The sequence below is a fragment of the Halorubellus salinus genome (assembly GCF_020567525.1).
Taxonomy (GTDB): domain Archaea; phylum Halobacteriota; class Halobacteria; order Halobacteriales; family Natrialbaceae; genus Halorubellus; species Halorubellus salinus.
The window spans coordinates 504,729-528,846 of the sequence record NZ_JAJCVI010000001.1; the positions used below are offsets into that span (position 1 = coordinate 504,729).

Annotated in this window: 21 protein-coding genes; 9 read left to right on the plus strand and 12 right to left on the minus strand. The window is 69.3% G+C overall.

Annotated features, from left to right (window positions below; all coding sequences use genetic code 11):
* Positions 1-112 precede the first annotated feature (112 nt).
* Positions 113-685: a HalX domain-containing protein gene (locus tag LI336_RS02550; protein WP_227131048.1), complete on the plus strand. Its 573-nt coding sequence runs from the start codon at positions 113-115 to the stop codon at positions 683-685.
* 107 nt (positions 686-792) lie between these two features.
* Entirely contained in the window at positions 793-1,269 is a 477-nt protein-coding gene (locus tag LI336_RS02555) for a hypothetical protein (protein ID WP_227131049.1), read from the plus strand.
* A gap of 50 nt (positions 1,270-1,319) precedes the next feature.
* Here the strand turns inward: LI336_RS02555 and LI336_RS02560 are convergent, their stop codons facing one another.
* The 5 genes from LI336_RS02560 to LI336_RS02580 form a co-directional block, all read right to left on the minus strand.
* Positions 1,320-3,179 (minus strand): PAS domain-containing protein, encoded by a 1,860-nt coding sequence (locus LI336_RS02560; protein ID WP_227131050.1) that lies wholly within the window; start codon positions 3,177-3,179, stop codon positions 1,320-1,322.
* 182 nt (positions 3,180-3,361) lie between these two features.
* Positions 3,362-4,576 (minus strand): GNAT family N-acetyltransferase, encoded by a 1,215-nt coding sequence (locus LI336_RS02565; protein ID WP_227131051.1) that lies wholly within the window; start codon positions 4,574-4,576, stop codon positions 3,362-3,364.
* Positions 4,577-4,654: 78 nt separating this feature from the next.
* Positions 4,655-5,803 carry a pyridoxal phosphate-dependent aminotransferase gene (locus LI336_RS02570; RefSeq protein WP_227131052.1) on the minus strand — a complete coding sequence of 383 codons (1,149 nt, stop codon included), beginning with the start codon at positions 5,801-5,803 and terminating at the stop codon, positions 4,655-4,657.
* A 10-nt stretch (positions 5,804-5,813) separates the two neighbouring features.
* Positions 5,814-6,308 carry an Lrp/AsnC family transcriptional regulator gene (locus tag LI336_RS02575; protein WP_227131053.1) on the minus strand — a complete coding sequence of 165 codons (495 nt, stop codon included), beginning with the start codon at positions 6,306-6,308 and terminating at the stop codon, positions 5,814-5,816.
* Positions 6,309-6,423: 115 nt separating this feature from the next.
* The gene (locus LI336_RS02580) at positions 6,424-6,939 is read right to left on the minus strand and encodes a hypothetical protein (RefSeq protein ID WP_227131054.1); all 516 of its coding nucleotides are present in this window, start codon (positions 6,937-6,939) and stop codon (positions 6,424-6,426) included.
* A 269-nt stretch (positions 6,940-7,208) separates the two neighbouring features.
* Here LI336_RS02580 and LI336_RS02585 point away from each other — a divergent pair, with 269 nt between their 5' ends.
* From LI336_RS02585 to LI336_RS02595, 3 genes are read left to right on the plus strand one after another with little or no spacing between them, the layout of a single operon-like run.
* Positions 7,209-8,339 (plus strand): hypothetical protein, encoded by a 1,131-nt coding sequence (locus tag LI336_RS02585; RefSeq protein ID WP_227131055.1) that lies wholly within the window; start codon positions 7,209-7,211, stop codon positions 8,337-8,339.
* Positions 8,340-8,372: 33 nt separating this feature from the next.
* Positions 8,373-9,611: a M48 family metalloprotease gene (locus tag LI336_RS02590; RefSeq protein WP_227131056.1), complete on the plus strand. Its 1,239-nt coding sequence runs from the start codon at positions 8,373-8,375 to the stop codon at positions 9,609-9,611.
* 24 nt (positions 9,612-9,635) lie between these two features.
* On the plus strand, positions 9,636-10,199 hold the full coding sequence (locus tag LI336_RS02595) for a thioredoxin family protein (protein ID WP_227131057.1): 564 nt from the start codon (positions 9,636-9,638) through the stop codon (positions 10,197-10,199).
* 31 nt (positions 10,200-10,230) lie between these two features.
* Here LI336_RS02595 and LI336_RS02600 read toward each other — a convergent pair whose 3' ends face one another.
* Both LI336_RS02600 and LI336_RS02605 read right to left on the minus strand, forming a co-directional pair.
* Positions 10,231-11,133 (minus strand): DUF7260 family protein, encoded by a 903-nt coding sequence (locus LI336_RS02600; RefSeq protein WP_227131058.1) that lies wholly within the window; start codon positions 11,131-11,133, stop codon positions 10,231-10,233.
* A 171-nt stretch (positions 11,134-11,304) separates the two neighbouring features.
* Positions 11,305-12,429, minus strand: coding sequence for an NADH:flavin oxidoreductase/NADH oxidase (locus LI336_RS02605; protein WP_227131059.1), 1,125 nt, complete (start codon positions 12,427-12,429; stop codon positions 11,305-11,307).
* 334 nt (positions 12,430-12,763) lie between these two features.
* Between LI336_RS02605 and LI336_RS02610 the strand changes: the two genes are divergently transcribed.
* The gene (locus LI336_RS02610) at positions 12,764-13,576 is read left to right on the plus strand and encodes a BtpA/SgcQ family protein (protein ID WP_227131060.1); all 813 of its coding nucleotides are present in this window, start codon (positions 12,764-12,766) and stop codon (positions 13,574-13,576) included.
* A 122-nt stretch (positions 13,577-13,698) separates the two neighbouring features.
* Here the strand turns inward: LI336_RS02610 and LI336_RS02615 are convergent, their stop codons facing one another.
* Both LI336_RS02615 and LI336_RS02620 read right to left on the minus strand, forming a co-directional pair.
* Positions 13,699-14,034 carry a hypothetical protein gene (locus LI336_RS02615; protein ID WP_227131061.1) on the minus strand — a complete coding sequence of 112 codons (336 nt, stop codon included), beginning with the start codon at positions 14,032-14,034 and terminating at the stop codon, positions 13,699-13,701.
* A gap of 148 nt (positions 14,035-14,182) precedes the next feature.
* Complete coding sequence (locus LI336_RS02620; protein ID WP_227131062.1) at positions 14,183-14,623, minus strand: dCTP deaminase/dUTPase family protein; 441 nt, start codon at positions 14,621-14,623, stop codon at positions 14,183-14,185.
* Positions 14,624-14,716: 93 nt separating this feature from the next.
* On the opposite strand from LI336_RS02620, the gene LI336_RS02625 reads away from it, so the two are divergent.
* The 3 genes from LI336_RS02625 (at position 14,717) to LI336_RS02635 (ending at position 17,641) form a co-directional block, all read left to right on the plus strand.
* Positions 14,717-15,664 (plus strand): mechanosensitive ion channel family protein, encoded by a 948-nt coding sequence (locus LI336_RS02625; RefSeq protein ID WP_227131063.1) that lies wholly within the window; start codon positions 14,717-14,719, stop codon positions 15,662-15,664.
* 91 nt (positions 15,665-15,755) lie between these two features.
* Positions 15,756-16,898: an N-methyl-L-tryptophan oxidase gene (gene solA, locus LI336_RS02630; RefSeq protein ID WP_227131064.1), complete on the plus strand. Its 1,143-nt coding sequence runs from the start codon at positions 15,756-15,758 to the stop codon at positions 16,896-16,898.
* Positions 16,899-16,978: 80 nt separating this feature from the next.
* Entirely contained in the window at positions 16,979-17,641 is a 663-nt protein-coding gene (locus tag LI336_RS02635) for an O-methyltransferase (RefSeq protein WP_227131065.1), read from the plus strand.
* Positions 17,642-17,663: 22 nt separating this feature from the next.
* Here LI336_RS02635 and LI336_RS02640 read toward each other — a convergent pair whose 3' ends face one another.
* From LI336_RS02640 to LI336_RS02650, 3 genes are all read right to left on the minus strand, one after another.
* Complete coding sequence (locus LI336_RS02640; RefSeq protein WP_227131066.1) at positions 17,664-19,991, minus strand: methyl-accepting chemotaxis protein; 2,328 nt, start codon at positions 19,989-19,991, stop codon at positions 17,664-17,666.
* Positions 19,992-20,272: 281 nt separating this feature from the next.
* Positions 20,273-22,609, minus strand: a complete 2,337-nt coding sequence (locus LI336_RS02645; RefSeq protein WP_227131067.1) for a methyl-accepting chemotaxis protein — start codon at positions 22,607-22,609, stop codon at positions 20,273-20,275.
* A 311-nt stretch (positions 22,610-22,920) separates the two neighbouring features.
* Positions 22,921-24,018: an aminopeptidase gene (locus LI336_RS02650; protein ID WP_227131068.1), complete on the minus strand. Its 1,098-nt coding sequence runs from the start codon at positions 24,016-24,018 to the stop codon at positions 22,921-22,923.
* Between the last annotated feature and the right edge of the window lie 100 nt (positions 24,019-24,118).

Genomic DNA, 24,118 nt, shown 5'->3' on the forward strand with positions numbered 1-24,118 from the left:
CGGTCCGTGGAACGCAGACCGAGAACCGCCGCTTCGTCGGCTTCGCGTCCCCGTCATCTACTTAACGGTCAAGTCTGAAGTAATTCCCAATGCGTGCTCCGGGAGGTAACGGATGACCAACGAACCGACGGTCCTCATCGTCGAGGACGAGCCGGACCTGGCGAACCTGTACGCCGCGTGGCTCCGCGAGGCCTGCGACGTCGAGACGGCGTACAACGGTAGTCAGGCGCTCGAAGCCATCGACGAGACCGTCGACATCGTCCTGCTGGACCGGCGGATGCCGGGGCTCTCGGGCGACGAGGTGCTGTCGACGATCCGCGACCGCGACCTCGATACGCGGGTCGCGATGGTGACGGCGGTGGAGCCGGACTTCGACATCATCGAGATGGGGTTCGACGATTACCTCGTCAAGCCCGTCTCGAAGGACGACCTCCTGTCGACGGTCGACCAGCTCCTCCTGCGGTCGACGTACGACGACCAGCTCCAGGAGTTCTTCGCGCTCGCGTCGAAGAAGGCGCTGCTCGACTCCCAGAAGACCGAGGCGGAGTTACGTGCGAGCGAGGAGTACCGCCGGCTCGAGGACCGGCTCGCGGTGATGCGGGCGAAGGTCGACGACACCATCAGCGAACTGTCGAACCACGACGCGTACCAGCGCGTCGTCCGCGACATCTCGCGGAAGACCTGACCGCTCCGGCCCACCTCGCCCTGTCTCTGGACGCTCTGACGGTTCGTTCGACGTCGGCCGTACACGGCCACGCAAGACGTTTGGGTACTGGCACCGACTAGCACGCCATGGGTCGGAGTCGTCGTGCGTTCGCGCTCGGAGTGGCCGTCGCCCTCGCCGGTTGTACGAGCGGCCGCCAGCGGAACGACGAGGACGACGCGAACGAACCGCCGGCGCCGATACGCGACCAGCCGGCGTCGAAGTGGGGGAGCGACGACCCCCGCGAGTGGTGGGCGACGCTCCCGGACCTCGCGCTCGTGAACGACGGCGAGGATGGCGTGACCGCGTACGTCGCCATCTACGGGCCGGACTGGCTGGAACCGCGGTTCCGGCAGACGGTGTCGCTGCGGGCGCCCGTGCACGCGGAACCGCCGGCGCGGGTCGCGTTCGCGGACGTCGACGTCGTCGGGGCGAGCGGCGTGCTCACGGTCGAGACCGCGGACGGACTCGCCGGCAGGCACGACTGGGACGGCGGCGGGCCGCGTCGCGGCGTCGTCGTCCACCTCCACGACGACCGCATCGAGTTCGCGGTCATCGCACGGTAGTCGACCGGGACCGGCGTCGCTTGTTGCGGTAGCCGACCGAGACAAGTGGCTCACTCGCGGTCGACGGTGAACGTCGGCGCACCCGTTATCGAGAATCGCGTCCCGCCCGGGTCGCCGGTCGTCACGTCGACGTCCCAGCCGTGCGCTTGCGCGATCTGGCGAGCGACCGGGAGCCCGAGGCCCACGCCCGCGTCGCTCGACCCCTGCGGTTCGAAGACGCGGTCGAACTCGGTCTCCGGTATCTCCGCGGCGTCGTCGAGGATGTAGAACCCGTCTGGGCGGCCGTCAGTGGCGCGCTCCGGGCCGATTCGGACCGTCGCCCCGGCGTCCTGCGCGCGACTGTGGATGTCGTTGAAGAACGTCTCCAGCATGTGCACGAACCGTTCGCGGTCCGCGCGCAACGACCCCTCGAACTCGAGGTACACCGTCATGTCGTCCGCGAGCGACCCGTCGAGCGCGTCCGCGAGCGCGCTCTCGAACCCGACGGACTCGCGCGACCCGAGCGTCGCCGAGTCCTTCGCGAACTCGAGGATGTCGTCGACGAGCGCCTCCGCGCGACTGAGCGTCTCCGTCGGCGCGCCCTCGCTCACCGCGGACACCGACGCCAGGTCGTCCGCCGCCGTCTCCAGGTGCGCCTGGAGGTCCTCGCTGAGGATGTCCGCGACCGCACCGAGACGTTCGCGTTGCTCCTCGAGGCTCGCACGCCGCTCGTCGAGCAGTTGCTCGCGGTCCATGCGGTCGAGCGCCGCGGTCGTGTTCTCCGCGAGCAGACTCACGAGCTCCAGGTCCGCCTCGTCGAACGCGTCCGGTTCGAGCGCGCCCGTCATCACCACGCCGTGTGCGCCGAGCGGCGCGACGATCTCCGCGCGCAGCGGCGTGTCCTCGTTGAACCGCCCGTCGTGTTCGTGGACGTCGTCGAACAGCCGCGGTTCGCCGTCCCGGTACACCTCCCAGACGAGACCGTCGCCCTCCGGGAACTGCGGGAGCCCACCGAGCTCCTCGTGCGCGCCCGCCGTGGCCGCGATCGGGTCGAGGACGCCGCGTTCGTCGTCGATGAGCCACACGCCCGAGATGGGGAGTCCCAGCAGCTTCCCGGTGGCGTGAGTCGCCACCGAACAGATCTCGGGGGCGTCCTCCGCCTGGAACAGCCAGCGCGTGACGTCGTGGAGTCGTTCGACGATGCGCTCGTACTCGCGCTGGTCGGTGACGTCCCTGACGACGCCAGCGACGCGCTCGCGGCGCTCGTCGAGGGGCACCATCCGGACCTCGCCGATGCGTTCGTCGCCCGCGTCACCGCGGAACGAGAGCTCGAACCGCTCGAAGCTCGTGTCGCCCCTGCGGATGGCTTCGACCGCCTGTCCGAGCTTCGTCGTCGACCGCGGATCGACCGCCGCGAGCTCGTGGAGGCGGTCGACGTGCTCGCCGACGAGCGCCTCCCGGTCCGTCGACAGCGCCTCCTCGATGGCCTCGTTCACGGACGCGACGTGGTTGTCCGTGTCGACGACGATGACGCCGTCGTTGACGGCTTCGACGACGCGCGCGTGCTCGTCGAGCTTCCGCTTCCTGACGCGCCGGTCGGTGACGTCCTGCATGAACACCGAGAGGCCGTGGTCGCCGGGGTACGCGCGCGCCTCGAACCACGTGTCGAGTGGTTTGTGGTAGACGTCGAACGCGACCGGGTCGCCGGTCTCCATCGCCTCGTGGAAGCTCTCGGGGAACTGCGTCTCGACGGTCTCCGGGAACTCGTCCCACATGACGCGGCCGAGGAGGTCCTCGCGGGACCGCCACAGGAGGGATTCGGCGCGGTCGTTGAGGTACGTGAACCGCCAGTCGGCGTCGAGCGCGAAGAACACGTCTTCGACGCGGTCGAGAACGGGCTCGCTCGGGTCGGGGACGGGCGTCTCGCTCATCGTGGGCGACCACCTCGCGGCCGCGAGGGCAGCGTGGGGGTGGGGTGGTGCCCGGGGCAGGCCGGGGGCTGGTCCATCTACTCGAATTGGTCTACGGGTGAGGGGCTACTTGACTCTCGTGGCCGACCCTGCCCGTGGACGGTCCGCGAACGACCACCGGGCTCGTGGTCTCGCGGAGCCGCTCAGAAGAACTGGAGCATGCAGGCGTCGGTCTCGGGGTACGCGGCGTCGAGCGCGTCGAGGACGCCCTCGGGTGGGTCGGCGCCGTCGCGTCCGGTGAGGTCGCGGGTTCGCGCCAGGTCGGTCGCGGTGCGCGTCCCGAGGAGGAGTTGTGCGAGCGCGCCGACGTCGAGTTCGACGTCCGGGACGGCGTCGGGTGCTCGCGCCGCGGTCGCGTCGCCGGCGGCGACCGAGAGCCGCATGGGGTCGTCGTGCCAGTCCACGAGCGGGTCCGCGACGTCGAGGATGACGCCGGTATCGACGCCCGGTTCGACGGGGATGGCTTCGAGAGCGTCGACGGCGTCGACGACGCGCGCCATCGGGCCCGCGCGGAGGTCGGTGTCGGCCGCGCCCGGGTCGTCGAGGACGTACTCGAGCTCGAAGTCGACGGGCGTCTTCAGGCGGACGGTCGACACCTGCGAGTCGTGGGCGTGACAGAACGCGAGGACCGCGAGGAGCGCGTCGTGGTCGACCGCGCCGAAGTACGACGCGGAGAGCGTCCGGCCGTCGTCGCCGTCCTCCACGGTGTACGTGACGTACGCGACCGGGTCGTCGTCGCGGTAGCCGACGTACGCGTACGGGTCGGTCCCCCAGGATTCGAGGACGCGGTGCCGCCAGAAGTCCTCGCTGCGGTCGAGCGCGAGCGTGTGAGTCCACGTCTCGCGGTCGACCGCGTGGAGGTCGCGCCAGTCGTCGGCGTCCACCTGCTCGAACGAGACCGCGTCGGCGGCGTCGGTGTCGGTCGCGAACGCCAGGTCCGCGGGGTCGACGTCGTGGACGACGTACCGATTCGTCGTCGCCCACCCGTACTGGCCGTAGAACGGCGCGCTGAACGGCCAGAGGAGACTCAGCGGGTCGTCGCGCTCGCGGTACTCGTCGAGCGAGCCCTCGAGGATTCGGCGGACGTTCCCACCGCGGCGGCGCTCCGGTGGGGACGCGACCGCCGACAGCCCGGGCGCGGACACCGACGTGCCGCGGACGTCCACGTCGAACCAGTAGTGATTGCAGACCGCTGCCGGGTCGTCGCCGTCGAACAGCCCGCGCTGCCCGCCGACGGGCGCCGGCCGGTCCTCGGGGTCGAACTCGTCGGGGTCGAACGGACCCTGCTGGGGGCTGAACGCGTACCGGACGAGTTCCACGAACCGCTCGTCCGGCGGTTCTATCTCGCGGTAATCCATACGCGGAGAAGCACTCCCGTCCCACAAGAAGGTTCCCGCAGCGTGCGAACGACTACCGCACGCGACGACGCGGGGAGTTCAGTCGAGGAACCGTTCGAGGCGGTCGGTCGCCTCCCGGAGGTCCTCGAGGCCGGTCGCGTACGACACCCGCAGGTGGCCCTCGCCGCCGTCACCGAAGACGCTCCCGGGGACGACCGCGACGCCTTCGGCCTTCAGGAGGTCCTCGGCGAACGCGTCGCCGGTCTGGTCGGTCGGGACCTCCGGGAACGCGTAGAACGCGCCCTTCGCGCGGAAGCACTCGATACCGAGTTCCTCGAAGCGCGCGAGGAGGAAGTTCCGGCGGCGGTCGTACGCCGCCGTCATCTCCGCGACCGCGTCGTCGCACGACTCCAGGGCCTCCAGGGCGGCGTGCTGGGCGGTCGTCGGCGCGGACAGCATCCCGTACTGGTGGATGCGGTTCATGCCCATCACGGCCTCGCTCGGCCCCATCACGTACCCGAGTCGGAGGCCCGTCATCGCGTACGCCTTCGAGAACCCGTTCACGACCACGGTGCGTTCGCGCATCCCCGGGAGCGTCGCGATGCTCGTGTGCTCGTGCTCGTACTGGAGCGCGGCGTAGATCTCGTCGCTGACCACGGTGAGGTCGTTCTCGACCGCGAACTCCGCTATCGGCCGCAGGTGCTCCTCGCGCATCGTCGCACCCGTCGGGTTGTTCGGGAAGCACATGACGAGCACCTCCGCGTCCGCCGCGCCCGATTCCTCCAGCGCCTCGCGCGTCAACCGGAACTCGTCGCGCTCGTAGGTCGGCACGGGGAGTACCTCCCCGCCCGCGAACGTCACGCCGGGCGCGTACGACACGTACGCCGGTTCCGCGACCGCGACCGTGTCGCCGGGGTTCACGAACGCGCGGAACGCCAGGTCCACCGCTTCACTCGCACCGGCGGTGACGAGTATCTCGTCCTCGGCGTCGTACGCGAGGTCGTACTTCGCGCCGACGTGGTCGCTGATCGCCTCGCGCAACGAAGCCATCCCGCGGTTCGCGGTGTAACTCGTCTGCCCGCGCTCCAGCGAATCGACCGCGGCGGTGCGCGCACGCCACGGCGTCGCGAAGTCCGGTTCGCCGACGCCCAGCGAGATGACGTCGTCGCGTTCCTCCGCCAGCTCGAAGAACTTCCGGATACCCGACGGCGGCACCGCCTGCACGCGCTCGGAGAGTTCGATACCCATCTCGGGCACCTCAGGGACTCACCGACAGGCGGTCGTCGTCGTCGCCGTCGCCGAACTCGACGCCGGACTCCTTGTACGTCGTCATCGCGTAGTGGGTCACGGTCTGCGTGACCGCCGGGAGCGGTGCGACCTCGTCCGCGATGAACGCGGAGACGTCCCGCATCGACTCGCCGAGGATCTCGACGTGGAAGTCGTAGTCACCGGAGACGAGTCGGAGGGTGTCGACGGCGTCGTAGCCCGCGAGACGCTCGGCGACGTCCGCGTACCCCGTCTCGCGGTCCAGTTCGACGTTCACCTCGACGACCGCGCGAACGCGCTCGCGGTCCGTGGACTCCCAGTCGACGACCGGCCGATAGCCGCGGACGACGCCGTCGGCTTCCAGTTCCGCGATCGCCGCCTCGACGTCGCCCTCGTCCAGACCCGTCATCCGTGCCAGGTCCTCGGTCGTGTACCGAGCGTTCTCCAGGAGCGACTCGAGCAAGGCATCTCGCGCACTCGCAGTCATACACGAACGACCATCCGGGACCGGGATAAGGGTTTCCTCAGCGGCGGCACTCGCGCAACGACCCCCGCGGACTGCGAACGACGCCAGTCGTCGTGGGTCGGTCGTCGCGACGCCGTCAGTCGTAGTTCTTGAAGATGTGCGCGCGGACGTCGTCCTTCGTCTGGACGTACTCGGTGGTGCCGTCCGGCATGTCGATCTCGTAACGCGCGTCCTCCTTGGAGGCCTCGCGCCACTTCTCGTCGTGCGTATCGAGGAGGTTCATCATGGCGTTCAGCCGGTCGTCGCCGTCGCCTTCGGGCTCCGGCGTCGGCCCGCCGCTCGTCGAACTCCCTCCCGCGTCGTCGCCGTCGTCGTCGCTCGCGGTGCTGGCTGCGGCGTCCGCGTCGCCGGCAGCGTCGGCCGCGACGGCGCCACCGTCCGCGGTCGCGTCGTCACCACTCTCGGCGACCGCACCGGCGTCCACGTCGACGTCCGCGTCCACGTCGAGCTCGCCGCCGCCCTCGAAGTGATCGATGAGGTACTGGAGGGCGTCCTGCTCGCGCACGGACCCGTACTGGACCTCGTTCTGGAGTTCGTCCCGCAGCGCTCGCAGGAACGCCTGCTGTTCGTCGGAGACGTCGATGTTCGGCATGTCCGCACGGTCGTAGCGAGCCCTCTTAAGCGTGGACGCTCCACGGCGGCGAGGGCTCCCGGCGCGTTCACGCTCGGTCGACTCCGAGCCAGTAGTTTCAGGGAGCGGGCGGCGAGTCACGCAAACGACTCGTGTCTCGCTCGGCCGCAGTCGTCGGCGTGTACGCACTCACCATCGTGGTCGTGCTGGAACTGGTGCTGGCGTCGATCCTGGGGATGCTCACCCAAGTAGGGCCTGGAAACCTCGTCTACGTTACGGTCATGGTAACGATGCTCGGTTTCGGAGTCGTCGGGTTCCTGTTGTTCTTCGTCGAGTTCGACCCCGAGGAGGACGACCCCGAAGGTGGTTGGCTGCTGCTGGTGCCACTGGTCCTGTCGATCGTCGCTGCCGGGCCGGCGATACTCGTCGGCGGCAGGCCGCTGTTCGAATATTCCAATCAGGTGATCGCGGTCACCACGATCCAGCTCGCCGCGTCCGCGCTCGCGCTCACCGCGGTGGTCGTCCCGGCGATTCCGGTGGCGGCCCGTCGGAGAGCGTGGGGGCGCATCACCGACGTCACCGAAGCTACGAACGGTCCTGGCGGGGCGCTCGACGACGGCGAGTCGCGACTCGACGGCATCGGGGACTCGCTCCCCACGGACCTCCCGGCGAGGCTCGACGTCCGGCGACTCGACGTCCGCGAACCGGCGGTCTACCTCTTCGACGACGGTCGCCGCGCCGTCCTCGGGTTCACCGACGGCGCACTCGACGCGCTCGACGACCGCGAGCGCGACGCCGTGGTGGCTCGCGGGGTCGTACAGGTCGTCGAGCGGGGCGCCGTCCCGCAGTTCTGGGCGAGCGCGCTCGCACTCGCCGTCGAGTACGTGCTCGACCCGGTCGCGACCGAGGCGTACGACCCGCGGGCGGGCGGGAAGGTCCGCCTCCCGTTCTGGGTCGTCGGCCCGCTCAAGATCCTCGTGACGGTCGCCTGCCTCTTCGTGTTCTTCGTGCTGTACGTCGGCAGCCTCTCGGAGTACCTCCCCGTCTCCGGGCTGACGCTCGGCCTCGGCTACGCCATCGGGGCCGTCGTCGTCGGGTTCGGGCTCTCGCGAACGGCTCGCTGGCTCGCCAGTCACGTCGCTACCACGCACGTCGTCACGGTCGACGAACGGGGTGCCGTGTTCGCGGAGGACGCGGCCGCGCTCGCCTCGGCCCTCCGGACGCTCGACGACGCCACCGACGCGTACCGCGAGGGACACGAGGACGACGACGGCGACGTCCTCGGCGCACTCGACGTCCTCGCGCAGTGCCCGACCGATCGCGTACCCGTCGACGAGCGAGTACGCGCCCTGGACCGCATCGAGGACCGCCTCCGCGACGCCCGCGACGTCGCCCCCGAGCGGGCGACCGCGAACCGTTGATTTCACTACGTGGCGCTGGCGAGACGAACGTGGATGGCACGCGCACGACTCCTCGCCGTCGCCGCCCTCTACGCAGCGACCCTCCTCGCGGTGGCCGGATTACTCGCATCGGTCCTCGTCGCCCCCATGGTCCAGTTGGGCCCGTTACCGGTCCTCTTCGTGGCCGGGTACATCGCCCTCGGTGCCCTCGACAGCGACGGACTGGAGCCGAAGTACGTCGTCCCGCTCGGCGTCTGCATCCTCGTTGCAGGCACGTACTGGGGGGTCGGCCAGCTCGGGCCCACCCTCCAGTTCGGCGGCGTCGTCGAGACGGTCGGTCTCGGGGCCGTCCAGGCCGCCGCCGCGGTCCTCGTCGTCGCCGTCCTCGTCACCGTCGCCGTCCCCCTCGCAGTCCATCGATACGCGTGGCGGGAACTCCGAGACACGGCCGTCACCGACGTCGACCGTACGGACGCGCTCGCCGACCGGTTCGCGGCACACGCTCCGCCGCGACTGGACGTCGCCGTCCTCGACGACAGCGACCCCGCCGTGTACGTCGTCGACGACGGCCGACGCGCGGTCCTCGGGTTCACGGCCGGTGCGACCGACGTCCTCGACGACCACGAACGCGAGGCGGTGGTCGCTCGGGAACTCACTCGCGTCGTCGACCGGGAAGCGCTCGCGTCGTTCTGGGCGAGCGCGCTCGCGTTCGCGGTCTCGCGTCTCGTCGACCCCGTCACGACCCAGGTGTACGACGCGCGAGCCGGCGGGAAGGTCCGCCTCCCGTACTGGTTCGTCGCCCCCCTGAAGCTCGTCGCTGCCCTCCTCGCCCTCTTCGTGCTGTTCGTCGTCCCGACGGGAATCCTCGGAGTCGTCCTGGACGTCAACCCGTTCCTGGTCGCGTTCGGGTACGCAAGCGGCACGCTCGTCACCGGGTTCGCCATCACGAAGGCTGCACGATGGCTCGCTCGCGACATCGCGACCGACGCCGTCATCACCGCCGACGAACACGGCGCCGTCCTCGTCGGCGACGCCGCCCCGCTCGCCGCCGCCCTCCGGAAACTCCACGCGACCGACACCGACGCCGCTACCGACGAGCTAGCTCGGGACGACGACGACGGCGGCGACGACAACGACCGCCACGAGGACACCCTCGACGCGTTCGACGGCCTCGTTCACTTCCCGACCGACCGCGTCGCCGTCGCCGACCGACTCGACGCGCTCGACGCCGTCGCCGACCGACTCGACGACCGACCCGGCGGGTTCGACGACACCGCGAACACCAGTTCTTAAGCTCACGCCGACGTACGAGCAGTCATGGTCCTGAAGGAGTCAGACTCGACGCTCGGCGCAGGCGACGTCGCACCGGACTTCGAACTCCGCGGCACCGACGGCGAGACCCACGGCCTCGACGACTTCGCCGACAACGAAGCGCTGCTCGTCGTGTTCACGTGCAACCACTGCCCGTACGCGAAGGCGAAGTTCGACCTCCTGAACGAGCTCGCCGCCGAGTACGACGACGTCGCCGTCGTCGGCATCAACCCGAACGACGCCGAGGAGTACCCCGACGACTCCTTCGACGCGATGGTCGAGTACGTCGAGGACGGCCGCGTCCAGTACGACGCGTACCTCCGCGACGGATCCCAGTCGGTCGCGTCCGCGTACGGCGCCGTCTGTACGCCCGACCCGTTCCTCTTCGAGAACGACGACGGGACGTTCCGGCTCGCGTACCACGGCCGGCTCGACGACGCACTCAACCCCGACGACGAACCGTCGCGGTTCCAGATCCGCGAAGCCATCGACGCCGTCCTCGCGGGTGAGGACGTCGACGTGGAATGGCAGCCCTCGCAGGGCTGCTCGATAAAGTGGAGTGAGAACTGACCCCCGGCCGCCGTCCCCGCTCTCTCTGCTGTCAGTGCTCGACGAGGACTCGCGAGACCCGGCGTCGTAGCGAGCGCGTCTCCTCGACCGCACTCGTCCCGAGCGAGAGGACCGGGTAACTCGACGGCAGGTCACCGTACACGTACTCGTAGAGGGTCGCCGGGCCGCCGGCTTGTCCGACGACGTGCCGTTGCTCGTGGATGTCGGCCTGCCGCGACTCCAGGAGCGAGACGGTCGTGTCGCGAGTCGACTGGATCGCTTGCCAGTCCGCGATCAGGTCCGCTCGCGGTCGGTCCGGGTTCGGGTCCACGTCCGAGAGCGTCTCGTCGACGTCGGCGAGCGTTCGCGTACACGACGACACCGACTCCTGTTCCGCGTCGAGTGCGGCGAGCAGCCGCTCGCGGCGCTGTTTGGCTTGCAGTGCGGACGCGTGCAGCGTCCGTTTCAACTGTGGGGAGAGGATGGCACCGTTCTGGACGGCGAGCGCCACGTCGTCGCCGAACTCGGCGGCCATGTGTTCGACGAGCGAGTCGTCGTACTCGTCGTCGTAGTGCGGGACGTCCATGACCGTCTGCCGGTAGGCGTCGACGACGTCCGTGAGGCGGCCGACGCGCGACCCGGTGGCCGTCATCGGACCGCCGTCGGTGAGTCGCGGGTTCTCGCTGTCGATACCGCTCAGGGCGTCGACGAACGCGGCGAACGCGTCGCGTTCGCTCTGCGTTCGGTCGCGTTCCGCGTCGAGCGCGTCGACCGCGTCGTGGAGTCGGGAGAGCGCGAGGAGGACGGCTGCGGCGAACAGGACCGTCGCGACAGCGGCGAGCGCCTGCGTGAGGACGTCGGCGGGAACGCAGAGCCCCTCGGCGAGGCACGTTTCGCCAGTCGCCCCTATCTGTCGTTGGGACACCCGCGTGAGTCCTGGCGAGGAGAGTGACATCGTATGCCCTTCCTTGACACGGCGACCGAATAATAGTTGTCCCTCATCCCGGACAACCAACCATTTCCAGCGGTAGCGTCTGACGCACGCTGACGTCGCTATCGGTCCCAATCAGACGAACAGCATGACAGAAAACGCACGTGTCTGATAGGGTGGTCGTCGACCGCCTCGTCAGACCGCCCGCCGGTACTGCCGCGGCCACTCGACGGCGTCCTCTCGATCCAGTGTCTCGGCGGCGTGCACCGCGAAGTACGGGTCGCGGAGGTGCTGTCGGCCGACGATAGCGAGGTCCGCACGGTCGTTTCGGACGAGCGCGTCGGCCTGTTCGGCGGTCGTGATACCGCCGACCGCGCCGACGAGCGCCTTCCCGTCGACCGCCTCGCGGACGCGTTCGGCGTACGGTACCTGGTAGTTCGGACCTGCGTCCGGGAGTTGCTGGTCGGGATGCAGGCCACCGGCGGAGACGTCGACGAGGTCGACGACGCCGTCGGTCGCGAGGTCCGCTGCGAGCGCGGCGCAGTCGTCGACGGTCCACGAGTCGCGGTCCGGGAGCCAGTCCGTCGCCGAGAACCGCACGAACACCGGCTTCTCGCCGGGGAACGCGTCGCGAACCGCGGTGCAGACCTCGCGGACGACGCGCGTTCGCGCCTCGAAGCTCCCACCGTAGCGGTCCTCGCGACGGTTCGTGACCGGACTCAGGAACTCGTGGAGCAGGTACCCGTGTGCAGCGTGCACCTCGACGACGTCGAACCCGGCGTCGTCGGCTCGTTCGGCCGCCGCGACGAAGTCGTCGACGAGCGCTTCGACGTCCGTCGTCGACATCGTCTCCACGTGCTTGACGTCGGCGTCGTCGCTGCGTTCGTCGTCGCCCTCGCGCCAGGGGTACGCGTCGGCGCTCGGCGACGGCGCCACCCAGCCGTCGCCGTTCGGACCGACCGGGACCGAATCGTCCCACGGCGGGCGCTTGCTCCCCTTGTGGCCGGCGTGGGCGAGCTGGACGCCCGAGAGCGCGCCGTACTCCTCGCAGAACTCGGTTATCGGTTCGAGCGCGTCGACGTGCGCGTCGCTCCACAGCCCGAGGTCGTGCGTGCTGATGCGGCCGTCGGGGCGGACGGCGGTGGCTTCGGTCATGACGATACCCGCACCGCCGACGGCGCGCGATTCCAGGTGCTGGCGGTGCCATTCGGTCGCGAGCCCGTCCTGCTCGGGACAGGAGTACTGGCACATCGGCGAGACCATCACGCGATTTCGCGCGGTTCGGTCGCGCATGGAGAGGTCGCTGAACAGGTCACTCATCGACGCGGGATTGTCGTGGCGTTCGGAAAACGGTCGCGCTACGATGCGGGACTTGCCGGCGGACGCAGCGAGTCCGGGCGTGATGAGCGCGAGGCGTGGCGGTATCGACGAGCGTGGTGGTGGGCGCGACGCGTGGCGAGGTCGGCGACGCTGCCGCTGCCAGCCGTGGCGAGCAGGTCACCCGTGGGGGTCGGTGCGTCGGCGGGTGACGCTCCCGTCTGGACCGACGCACCGCGGCTCAGTGCATCGCCGACCCTCGCCGCCTCCCGGTACGTGAACCGTCGGAACCGGTGAGTCGGAACGGTCTTTGTCTGCGCGGTTCGACCGATTCGGTATGGAGCTAGCGTCGCGGTTCGGGACGACGTCGCCGGTGGTCGGGATGGTGCATCTACCGCCGCTCCCGGGTGCGCCCGGGTTCGACGGGGACCGGGTGGCGCTCCGGGAGCGAGCGGTAGCGGACGCGCGAGCGCTCGAGTCGGGTGGCGTGGACGCGGTGCTCGTCGAGAACTTCGGTGACGCGCCGTTCTATCCGGACGAGGTGCCGACGCACACGGTGGCGGACGTGAGCGTGCTCGCTCGCGCGGTCGTCGAGGCGGTAGATATCCCAGTGGGCGTGAACGTCCTGCGGAACGACGCGGACGCGGCGCTGTCGGCGGCCGCGGCGGCGGGCGGCGAGTTCGTTCGCGTGAACGTCCACGTCGGGTCGAGCGTCACCGACCAGGGCGTCCTGGAGGGACGGGCGTTCGAGACGATGCGTCGCCGGGAGCGGCTGGACGCGGACGTCGCGGTCCTCGCCGACGTCGACGTGAAGCACGCTGCACCGCTCGGTGGGCGGCCGCTCGCGGAGCGCGTCGCGGACGTCGTCGAGCGCGGGCTCGCCGACGGCGTCGTCGTCTCCGGGTCGGGGACCGGGCGGCCGACGGACGACGAGACGCTCGCGGCGGTCCGGGAGACGCTCGACGCGGTGGCGCCGGAGACGCCGCTGTTCGTCGGGAGTGGCGTGACGAACGAGACCGTCGCGGCGACGCTCGACGTCGCCGACGGCGTGATCGTCGGCACGGCGCTCAAGAAGGCAGCGGAGACGACGAACCGCGTCGACCCGGAACGGGTCAGTGAACTCGTCGAATCGGCGAACGATCGAGCGTAGATAGGATAGGACCCGGAGGATCGAGCGTGGACGGAGTCGTCTTGGGCGGTCTCGATGCTGGACTCGGCTTAGGCGGTCTCGATGCTGGACTCGGCTTAGGCGGTCTCGATGCTGGACTCGGCTTAGGCGGTCTCGATGCTGGACTCGTCGATGGCGTCGAGAGGGTCGGTGGCGGCTTCCGTGAAGACCACCTCGATGATGCCGTTGTTGTAGGAGACGGTGACCGGCGTGGGGTTGACGAGTGAGGGGAGCGTCACCGTCCAGCGTGGGCCGCGCGGGCTGCCGACGAAGACCGTGGCCTCGGTGTCGTTGGCGGCGACTCCGAGGTTCGTCTTCGGGATGTCGGTCGGGACGTCGGCGACTGCGTGGACGAGACCGTCGGTCTCGTAGGTCGTCCAGAGGACCGCTCGACTCGCCGTTCCAGCGCGGTCGTCCCCCACTTCGTTGAATCTGTTCACGTCACATATACGTCGTGTTAGGTATTAACATGATTGGTTGCGGTAGCAGGGTTCGAAGCCCACAGCGTTCGGTAACGCGTCGTTACCGAGCGTTCGCGACAGGACGAGTGGTAGGGGAGAGAGCGGTACTGGTCACCGGGTCGCTGGACTACGCGTCGGCCGGACCCGGGACGAGCGGACGGAGCGTCGACACTCGCGCGTTCTCCTTGATCATGATGCCCTCGCCGCCGACGGACAGCGGGACGAGCGGGAGGTGGTCGTCGACGCGGAGCGACGGATGGGACGCGCCGCGAGCGAGCACCTTGTTCCGCGCCTGGAGGTGCATCGGGTCCTCGCCGACGAAGAACTCGTTGTACTGGACGACGTACTGGCCGGCGTCGAGATGCCACCACTGGTACTCGTCGTCGGGGTTCCGACGCGTCAACTCGCAGGGCTCCAGGTCCGCCTCCGCGAGCTCGTCCCCGCCGAAGTCCACGCGCCCCGGCGAAGCGACCTCGTGGATGGCGGCGACCGTGAGGTCGACGCCGCGCTCGTCCACTTGCGTCTCGGGATGCAGCAAACCATCGACGACGTCGGTGAGTTCCGGCATACGTCGACCTAGGAGCGGCCGGATGAAAAAGCCCCACGGCGACGGCTCCGCCGTGACCGAAGGCATTAGTGGGGGCGTCGTGTGGATGCGGGCGTGAAACGACCGGTCGGGTACGGTTCCTTGCTCGCCGCGGGCGGGCTGTTCGTCGCGACGAACGTCCTCCGCAGTACGTGGACCGCCGGCCGCGAGCTGACGACGGTCGAGGTGTGGGTGCTCAAGGGGCTGCTCGCGGCCGCCGTCGGGCTCGCGGCGTACGGCGGGTACCTGCTCGCGTCCCGGGTCGTCGCTCGCTGGAGCGCTGACCGCCGCCGCCAGCACGACCTCCGGAACCTCCTCCGACTCGGGTTCGGGCTCGTCGGCGCGGTCGGCGTCGCCGGCGCGGTCACCGACCAGTGGGTGGGCGTCCTGTTCAGCCTCGGCGTCGTCGGGTTCGCGATCACGTTCGCACTCCAACAGCCGATGTTCTCGCTACTCGGGTGGGTGTACGTGATGACGATGCGACCGTTCCAGGTCGGGGACCGCGTCCGGATCGACGAGGCCCGCGGGGACGTCGCCGAGATCGACTTCCTCGTGACGACGCTCTGGGAGGTCCACGGGGACCTCGTCGAATCCCATCAGCCGTCCGGGCGACGCGTCACGGTCCCGAACAGCGTCGTCCTCCAGGAGGAGGTGTACAACTACACGAACGAGGCGTTCCCGTACGTGTGGACGGAGACGACGATACAGGTGTCCTACGAGACCGACCTCGCGTTCGCCCGCGACCTCGCTCGCGAGGTCGCCGACGACTACTGCGGCGACGAGATGGCCGCGCGCATCGCGGAGTACCGCGAGCACCTCGAGGAGACGCCCGTCGACCTGGACGTCAACGACCGGCCGACGGTGAACGTCGAACAGGCCGAGTCGTGGGTGGAACTACACGTCCGCGTGCTCGTGGACCCCCGGAACATCCAGACGGCGGAGAACGACCTCTACGCGGCGATACTGACCGCGTTCAAGGATCACCCGGACCGCATCAGTTACCCGGTCGGCCGCTTCCGGTGACGCGTCGGACGGGGCCGACGGTCGCGGTTGCTCGAACGGCGACGGTCGCGGTCGACGGGAGGTTGAAGGCCGCGGTGGGAGTACTCCCGTCATGGTCGAGTCTCACGACGTCATCGTCGTCGGCGTCGGCGGCATGGGGAGTGCGGCGTGCGCGCACCTCGCCGAGCGAGGTGTCGACGTCGTCGGCGTCGAGCGCTTCGACGTCCCCCACTCGAAGGGGTCGTCGCACGGGTCGACGCGCATCATCAGGAAGGCGTACCACGAGCACCCGGACTACGTGCCGCTCCTGGAGCGTGCGTACGAGAACTGGCGCGACCTCGAGGCCGCGACCGGCCGCGACCTCCTGCACGTCACTGGGTCGGTGAACGCGTGTCCGCCGGACGCGGACCTCGTCGCGAACGCTCGGGAGGCCTGCGAGACGCACGACCTCGCGTACGAGGAGTTGACGGGCGCGGAACTGAACGACCGCTATCCGGGGTACGGGTTGCCCGAGCACTACGACGTCCTCGTCCAGCCCGAAGGTGGGTTCCTGGACTGCGAGCGCGCGGTGAGCGCGCACGTCGAGCGCGCCCACGCCGCCGGTGGCACCGTTCGCGCTCGCGAGACGGTGACTGACTGGGCAGCGGACGACGACGGCGTGGTCGTCGAGACGGACCGCGACACGTACCGTGCGAACCGACTCGTGCTCGCTGCGGGCGCGTGGACCGGCGACCTCGTCGACGAGCTCGACGGCGTCGCCGTCCCCGAACGCCAGGTGCTCGGGTGGTTCCAGCCGCCGGCGGACCCGGACGCGTTCACGCCCGATGCGTTCCCGGTGTTCCTGACGGCGAACGAGGCGGGCACCGAGTACTACGGGTTCCCGCGGTACGACCGCCCGGGCGTGAAGCTCGGCGTCTACCATCACCTCCACGAGGCGGTCGACCCGGACGACGTCGCCGCGCCGCGGCGCGAGGACGAGGAACTGCTCCGTGACGCGCTCCGCGAGCAGTTCCCGGGCGCGAACGGGCCGACGATGGGCTTGGAGACGTGCCTGTTCACGAACTCGCCGGACATGGACTTCGTCGTCGACACGCACCCCGAGCACGAGAACGTGGTCGTCGCCGCGGGCTTCTCCGGGCACGGGTTCAAGATGGCGAGCGCCATCGGCGAGGTGCTCGCGGACCTCGCGGTCGACGGCGACACCGACCTCCCCATCGACGCGTTCCGGATGGACCGCGACGCGCTCGCGGACTGACCTCCGCGGTTCGATCCGCGCTCGCGACCCCCGAGGGCGACGGAGCAACCCTTACGGTGTCCGTGGGCGCACTCTCGCGCATGGACTACCACGACGTCGAGCGGTACGTGGAGGCGACCGCGCCCGCGCCCGACGAACTCGCCCGGGAGATGGACGCGTACGCCGCAGAGATGGGGTTCCCGCACGTCGGCCCCGCGGTCGGCGCGACGCTCCGGATGCTCGCGCGGATGGTCGACGCGGAGCGCGTGTTCGAGTTCGGGAGCGGGTTCGGGTACAGCGCGTACTGGTGGGCGCAAGCGCTCCCCGACGACGGCGAGGTCGTCCTGACTGAGTTCGACGCGGACGAACTCGACGACGCTCGCGAGTTCATGACGCGTGCCGGGTTCGACGCCATCGCGCGGTACGAGCACGGCGACGCGATGGAGGCCATCGAGCGCTACGACGGCCCGTTCGACGCCGTGCTCGTCGACCACCAGAAGGAGCGGTACGCCGAAGCGTTCCACGCGGTCTGCGACAAGGTCGCGCCCGGCGGGGTCGTCGTCGCCGACAACACCCTGAGTGCCGGCATCATCTCGTTCGACGACCTCCTCGCGCACTTCGCCGACGACGCCGCACTCGACGACGCCAGCGACGCCACGAAGGGCATCGCGGAGTACCTCCACGCGGTCCGCGACGACGACGCCTTCGAGACCATCGTCCTCCCACTCGGGGAGGGCATCGCCGTCAGCTACCGCGTCGACTGACCGATACCGGGTCGCGTTCGCGTCACTCGTCGACGCCGCCGTCGGTCGTCGGCGTCGCCGACTCGAACGGGTCCGCGTCGTCGTCCCCGCCGTCGTGCTCGTCCTCGCCGCCGACCGACTCGTCCACGTCGTGGACCTCGAACGCTTCGAGCGCGTTCCAGAGGTCCGAGGCGCGGTCGCTCAGGCGGTCGGCGCTGCTGGAGACGTCCGAGAGGTTCGCGGTCTGCTCCTCGGCCGCTGCGGCGACCGTCTCCGCCTCGCTCGCGGTCCGATGCCCGATCTCGGTCGCGCCCTCGGTCATCGCGACGACCTCCTCGGTGCTCGCCGCCTGCTCTTCCGTCGCCGCCGATATCTCCTGGACGCCCGTGTTCGTCTCCTGCGCGTGCTCGGCGACCTCGTCGAGGGCCGCCGCCGCCTCGCGGACGTCCTCCGCGTTGGCCGCGACGCGCTCGTTCACGTCGCGGACCTGCTCGGCCGTGCTCGCGGTCTGCTCGTCGATGCGCTCCAGGCGTCCCTCGATGTCCTCCGCGGCGTCCTTCGCCTCCGCAGCGAGGTCCTTGACCTCCTGGGCGACCACCGCGAACCCGCCGCCGTCGCCGTCGCCGCTCGCACCCCGGGACGCCTCGATGTTCGCGTTCAACGCCAGCATGTTCGTCTGGTGCGCGACGTCGCTGATGAACTCCACGAGCTTGTCGACCTCGCGCATCTGCGCTTCCAGCGCGTCGATCTCGTCGACCGCGTCCGCGGTCTCGCCAGCGATCTCCTCCATGCTCTCGATGGCGTCCTCGGCCGCCTCCCGGCCCTCGCGGCCGACCGTCGCGGACCGCGCGGCCGTGTCAGCGACCTCGTTCGCGGACGCCGCGATCTCCTCGGTCGTCGTCGCCAGACTCTCCATCTCCGCGCTCACCGCGTCCAGCTTCTCGCGCTGCTCGTCCGCCCCGACCGAGATCTCCTGGACGGACTCGGTCACCTGCGCGCTCGCCTTCCGGACCTCGTCCGTCGACGTCGCGACGCTCCCGGACTCGTCCTCGACCGCCGCGGCGAACTCGCGCGCCGCGCGCACGGTCTCCTCCAGGTCGTCGAGCATCTCGTTGAACGACGTCGCGACCGCGGTCATCGCCTCGCTCTCCTCGGAGCCCTCGAGGCGCTGCGTGAGGTCGCCGTCCGCGCAGGCGTCCATCGCGTCGCTGTAGGCCTCCGCGCGCTCCTTGAGGTGGTCGCTGAACGCGTCCGCCGCACGCCGACGTTCCTCGGCCTCCTCGCGCGCCGCCCGCGCTTCCGCTATCTGGTCGCCGAGAGACACGCGCATCTCGTCGAACGCGTCGCCGAGTTCGCCGAGTTCGTCGCGGCGTTCGACCTCGACGGCCGTGTGCAGGTCGCCCTCGCGGAGGCGTCGTGCGTCCTCCGAGAGCGACGAGATGCCGGAGACGGTGCCGCGGACGAGCGTCATGCCGACGACGGCGAGCACGAGCGCGAGCGCGCCGAGCATCCCCGCGACGCCGAGTTCGACGAACGACTGCACGGCGAACGCGTGCTGGGCGGTCGTCCGTCGCGTCACGTACCAGTCGGTGCCGTCGACGCTCGACACGCCGACGACCGTCGAGACGTCGCTCGCGTTCTCCAGACGGTCGAAGGACGAGGAGAGGTCGAGCCCGGCGTTCACGAGCTGGTCCGACGCCATGATCTCGGACTCGCGCTGGGAGAGCACGGTCGTCCCTTCGCCGTCGACGACGGCGTAGGACCCGTCGCTGGTCGCCGGGAGGACGCTCCGGGAGAGCTCGGCGAGTTCGACGACGAGCACGATGGAGCGATGCGGGTGGTCTTCGACGGGCGTCGACACGAACACCACGGGCCGGTTCTGGTACCGCATGACGACCGGGTCGGAGACGCCGACTGCGCCGACCTCCTCGGCCTGCGTCGCGTTCACGCGCTCGACGTGTTCAGCGGTCAGGTCGGTGCTGTTCGGCTTGAACAGTCCCCAGTCGATGCCGGCGCGAGCGAGCGTGTCCCCGCTCGTCCGGTTGACGTAGAGTGCCGCGGCCACGTACGACGGCTCCTCGGCGTTCCGCAAGAGCACCGCCGAATCGCCCGTGACGTCGTTCTGCACGGGCCGCATCCGCGTGAGCGTCGTCGCACGGCGTTCCAGCCCATCGATCGTGGATTCCAGGTGCTGGCTCTGGACGGTCGCGTCCTCGACGTACTCGGTGCGAACGTCCTCGCTCATGTTCTGACTCACCGCGCCGTAGACCGCGCCACCGATCCCGCCCAGTACGAGGACGACCACCACCCCGGCGACGAGGAACTTCGTTCGGAGACTGTCCGTGACCGCGTCCGGCAAGATTCGCCCCATCAATCCCATCGGCCGCGCAAAATGAACACTCGTTAATATATATAGCGGATTCCCTGCTCGGGTGTGTCGCCTAACCAAACATACTAGCGTCCGTAGCTATGTAGAATCCTGTTTTCGTGCGCGTATTTTACGCTCCGCGAGTTTGAATCAGCCCCCATACGTGTTGCACGAATCGGCGGGTGCACCGACGGCCCGCGAGTCGCCGGCGACGCGCTCGCGCGCACCCCGACCGAACCCCCCTCGAGGACCCACGGTCCACGACCAGACGACGGGCGTGGCAGTCACTTCACGGAGGACTCGTCGAACTGGAACGGCACCGACGCCGCGTCGACGTCGACCTCCTCGTCCGCGACCTCGAACGCGGCGAGATGCTCGGACAGCGTGCGAGCCTGCGACGCGAGGTGCTCGACGCGCCCCGAGACGTCCGAGAGGTTCGCGGTCTGCTCCTCGGCGGCGGCCGCGACCGTCTCCGCCTCCGCGCTCGTCTCCTCGCTGATGGTCGTCGCGTCCGCGACCATCGCGACGACCTCCTCGGTGCTCGCCGCCTGCTCCTCGGTCGCTGCCGATATCTCCTGGACGCCCTCGTTCGTCCGCTCGACCTGCTGCGCGATCGTCGAGAGCGCTCGCGCGGCCTCGCGGACGTCCTCCGCGTTCGCCGCGACCTGCTCCTTGGTCGCGCGGACCGCCGCCGCAGTCCCGTCGGTCTCCGCGCGGATGCGCTCCAATCGCTCCTCGACGTCCGCCGCCGCGTCCTGCGTGTCCTGCGCCAGGTCCTTGACCTCCTGGGCGACGACCGCGAACCCCTTGCCATCGCCGTCGCCGCTCGCGCCCCGGGACGCCTCGATGTTCGCGTTCAACGCCAGCATGTTCGTCTGGTTCGCGACGTCCGCGATGAACTCGACGAGCTCGTCGATCGCGGCCATCTCCGCCTCCAGCGTCTCGATCGCTTCGACCGCCTCCGCGGACTCGGCCTCGACGTCTTCCATCCCCGCGATAGCGTCCGACGCCGCCGCCTGCCCCTCGCGACCGGCTTCGGCGGCTCGCTCCGCGCGCTCCGCGACGTCGTTCGTCGTCGCTGCGATCTGCTCGGTGGTCGTCGACAGCTCCTCCATCTCGACGTTCACCGACTGGAGGTTGTCGTGCTGGCGCTCCGCGCCGACCGAGATCTCCTGCACGGACTCCGTTACCTGCGCGCTCGCCCGCTTGACCTCGCCCGTCGACGCCGCCGCGCTGTCGCTCGCGGCCTCCACGGCCGCGGCGAACGACTTCGCGTCCGCGACCGTGTCCTCGATCGCCGTCAGCATCCGGTTCGTCGCATCCGCGACCGACGTCATCGCGTCCGAGCGACTGTCCGGGTCGAGGCGCGCTGTCAGGTCACCGTCCGCGACCTCGGTCATCGTCGCCTCGTACGCGTCGGCCTTCCGTTCCAGGTGGCGACGCATCGCCTCCGCCTCCTGGCGCGCCGCCTCCGCGTTCGTCCGCGCCTGCTCGACCTCGCGGATGCGCTCCCGGAGCGACGACCGCATCTCGTCGAACGCTCGCCCGAGGTCGCCGATCTCGTCCGTCCGGTCGGTCGGCACCTCGGCCTCGAGGTCGCCGTCCTGGAGGCGGTTCGCGGCGTCGGAGAGTTCGCGCACCGACCCGACGGTGTTCCGGCCGAGCGTCATCCCGAGGACGCCCAGGCTCGCGACCACGAGCGCGACGAGCACGAGCATCTGGTTCGAGATGGCGTGCTGGAGCGCGTACGCGTCGCTCGTCGGGACGCGCGTCGCGACGACCCACGGCGCGCTCTCGCCGACCGCCGAGCCGACCGCGACCGATCGCCCGTCGACCGCTGTCCTGGACGTGAACCCGGTGTCGCCGTTGCGCTTGGCTCCGTCACTCGGGTCGAATCCCTTCGTGTTCGCCATCTCCATCGGGGTGTAGTTCTCCTCCGTCGACGCCAGGAGGCGACCGTCGCCGTCCGTGAGGAAGGCTTCACCCGATGCTTGTTCCAGCAGGTAGTCCTCGCCGACGGACTGGACGTCGGCGACGAGGAAGACCGTCTCGTTCCGTTGTCCGTCTACGGTCGTCGCGAAGCCAACGTACGGCGCGTCGTCGCCACCGATCTGGAACGGTTGGGTGGTGCCAACTGCACTCCCGCTCTCGTTCAGCGAGCGTACCAGCCGCTCTCGTATCGGTTCCCGGAGGGTCTTTCGACCGTCGCCCAGCTCGATGAACCGTTGATCGCCGGTGACGATCTCTAGCTGTCCATCACTCGCGTCGAGGTAGTACGCGGCGACGACGTGGTCTCGTCGCTCCACCGACGCAGAGAGCGCGTTCTCTATCGCTTCGCCCGAGAACTCGGGCTGGCCCTGCATCGTGCCGACGCTCACTCGTAGCCGCTGCATGTTCCTCGTGGAGCTACGATACCACTCGTCGATCTGGTCGCGCTGGAGCGTCGCAGTGGTCGTCAACTCGTTCTCCGTCTCTTTCTCCAGTTGTTCACCTGCGTCGACGTAGACGAACCCACCGACTCCACCGGCGACGACTGTCACCAGCAGTAGGCCCAGGAAGAACTTCGTCGCGTAGTTCCTCCGGAGACGCCGGGGAAGCAGTCGTCGTAGTATCGAACCCATCAGGTAGGTACCTGCGACCAACCCACCTATAAGTTTCTGAAATTTTATATATTCTCGTCTGTTCGGGAACGACCCGCACAATCACGCCACCCTGCGAATAGTCCTCACAATACGACCACGCGAACGCCACCCGCCACGCTCGAGCAGCGCAAAACGTCGACGAAAAACCGCCAGCGCAAGCCCGCTTCTCAGGCCTCCTCCTCGAACCCGTCCTCGAACTTGAACGTGCCAGTACGACCTTTTGTCGCGGCCCTCGCCGCGCTCGGGCCGCGCAAAACGTCGATGAAAAACCGCCAGCGCAAGCCCGCTTCTCAGGCCTCCTCCTCGAACCCGTCCTCGAACTTGAACGTGCCGTTGCGCTGGACGACCTCACCGTCGACCTCGATGCGCGAATCCTCGCTCATGTCGACGATCATGTCCTGGTGGACCGCGGACTGATTGACCTCGTTGTCCTCGCCGACCGTGTCGTCGTACGCACGCCCGATGGCCATGTGGACGGTGTCGCCCATCTTCTCGTCGAACAGCATGTTGTACGTGAACCGGTCGATGTCGCGGTTCATCCCGATACCGAGCTCGCCGAGGCGCTTCGCGCCCTCGTCCGTGTTCAGGACGCTCGTGAGGACCTCCTCGTTCTTGTCCGCGGAGTGCTCGACGACCTCGCCTCCCTCGAACACGAGCCGGACGTTCGTGATCTCGCGACTCTGCACCATCACGGGCATATCGAACAGGACCTCGCCCTCGACGCTCTCTGGCCGTGGTGCCGTGAAGACCTCGCCACCGGGGAGGTTGTGCTCCGCCCAGTCGTTCTTCGTCGGATTCCCACCGACCGACATCGTGACGTCGGTCGTGTCGCCGGAGACGATGCGGACCTCGTCCGCGTCGTCGAGGATCTCGACCATGTTCGCCTGGAACGCCTCCTGCTCGTCCCAGTCCTTGTTCACGGCGTCGAACACGAAGTCAGCGTACGCCTCCGTGCTCATCTCCGCGTCCTGCGCGTTCCCCGGCGCCGGATACTGCGTGAGCAGCCAGCGCTTGTCCATCATCTCGTCCATCAACGGCCGCATCTCCTGCTGGCGCGCCTGGTTCGTCTCCGGCGGCACGTCGCTGGACTCGAACGTGTTCGAGTCCGCGCGGATGGAGATGGAGACGTCCGTCTTCTCGGCCATCGCGAGGACGTGCTCGGGGGTCTCCCAGTCGTCGTCGTCCATCGCGAGCTGGTACGCGCGACTCGCGCGGCTCGACCCGAGGTTCAGGGTCGCGGTCGCCCCGATATCCCCGAGCTTCTCCATGACGGCGACGCCGAGGTCCTCGGCTTCCGTCGGCGCCTGAACGAGGACGTTGTCCCCGGGTTCGACGCGCGTACAGTGGTCGACGATGATCTCGGCGTGCTCGTGGAGGCGTTCGTCCATAGGTAAATACTGCCAGAGTGGCGGCATATTCGTTTCGAAACACGAGGCTGGCGACGCGGTCGCCGCAGACCCTCGTCTCCCGGGTCGAGGAGCGACCGGC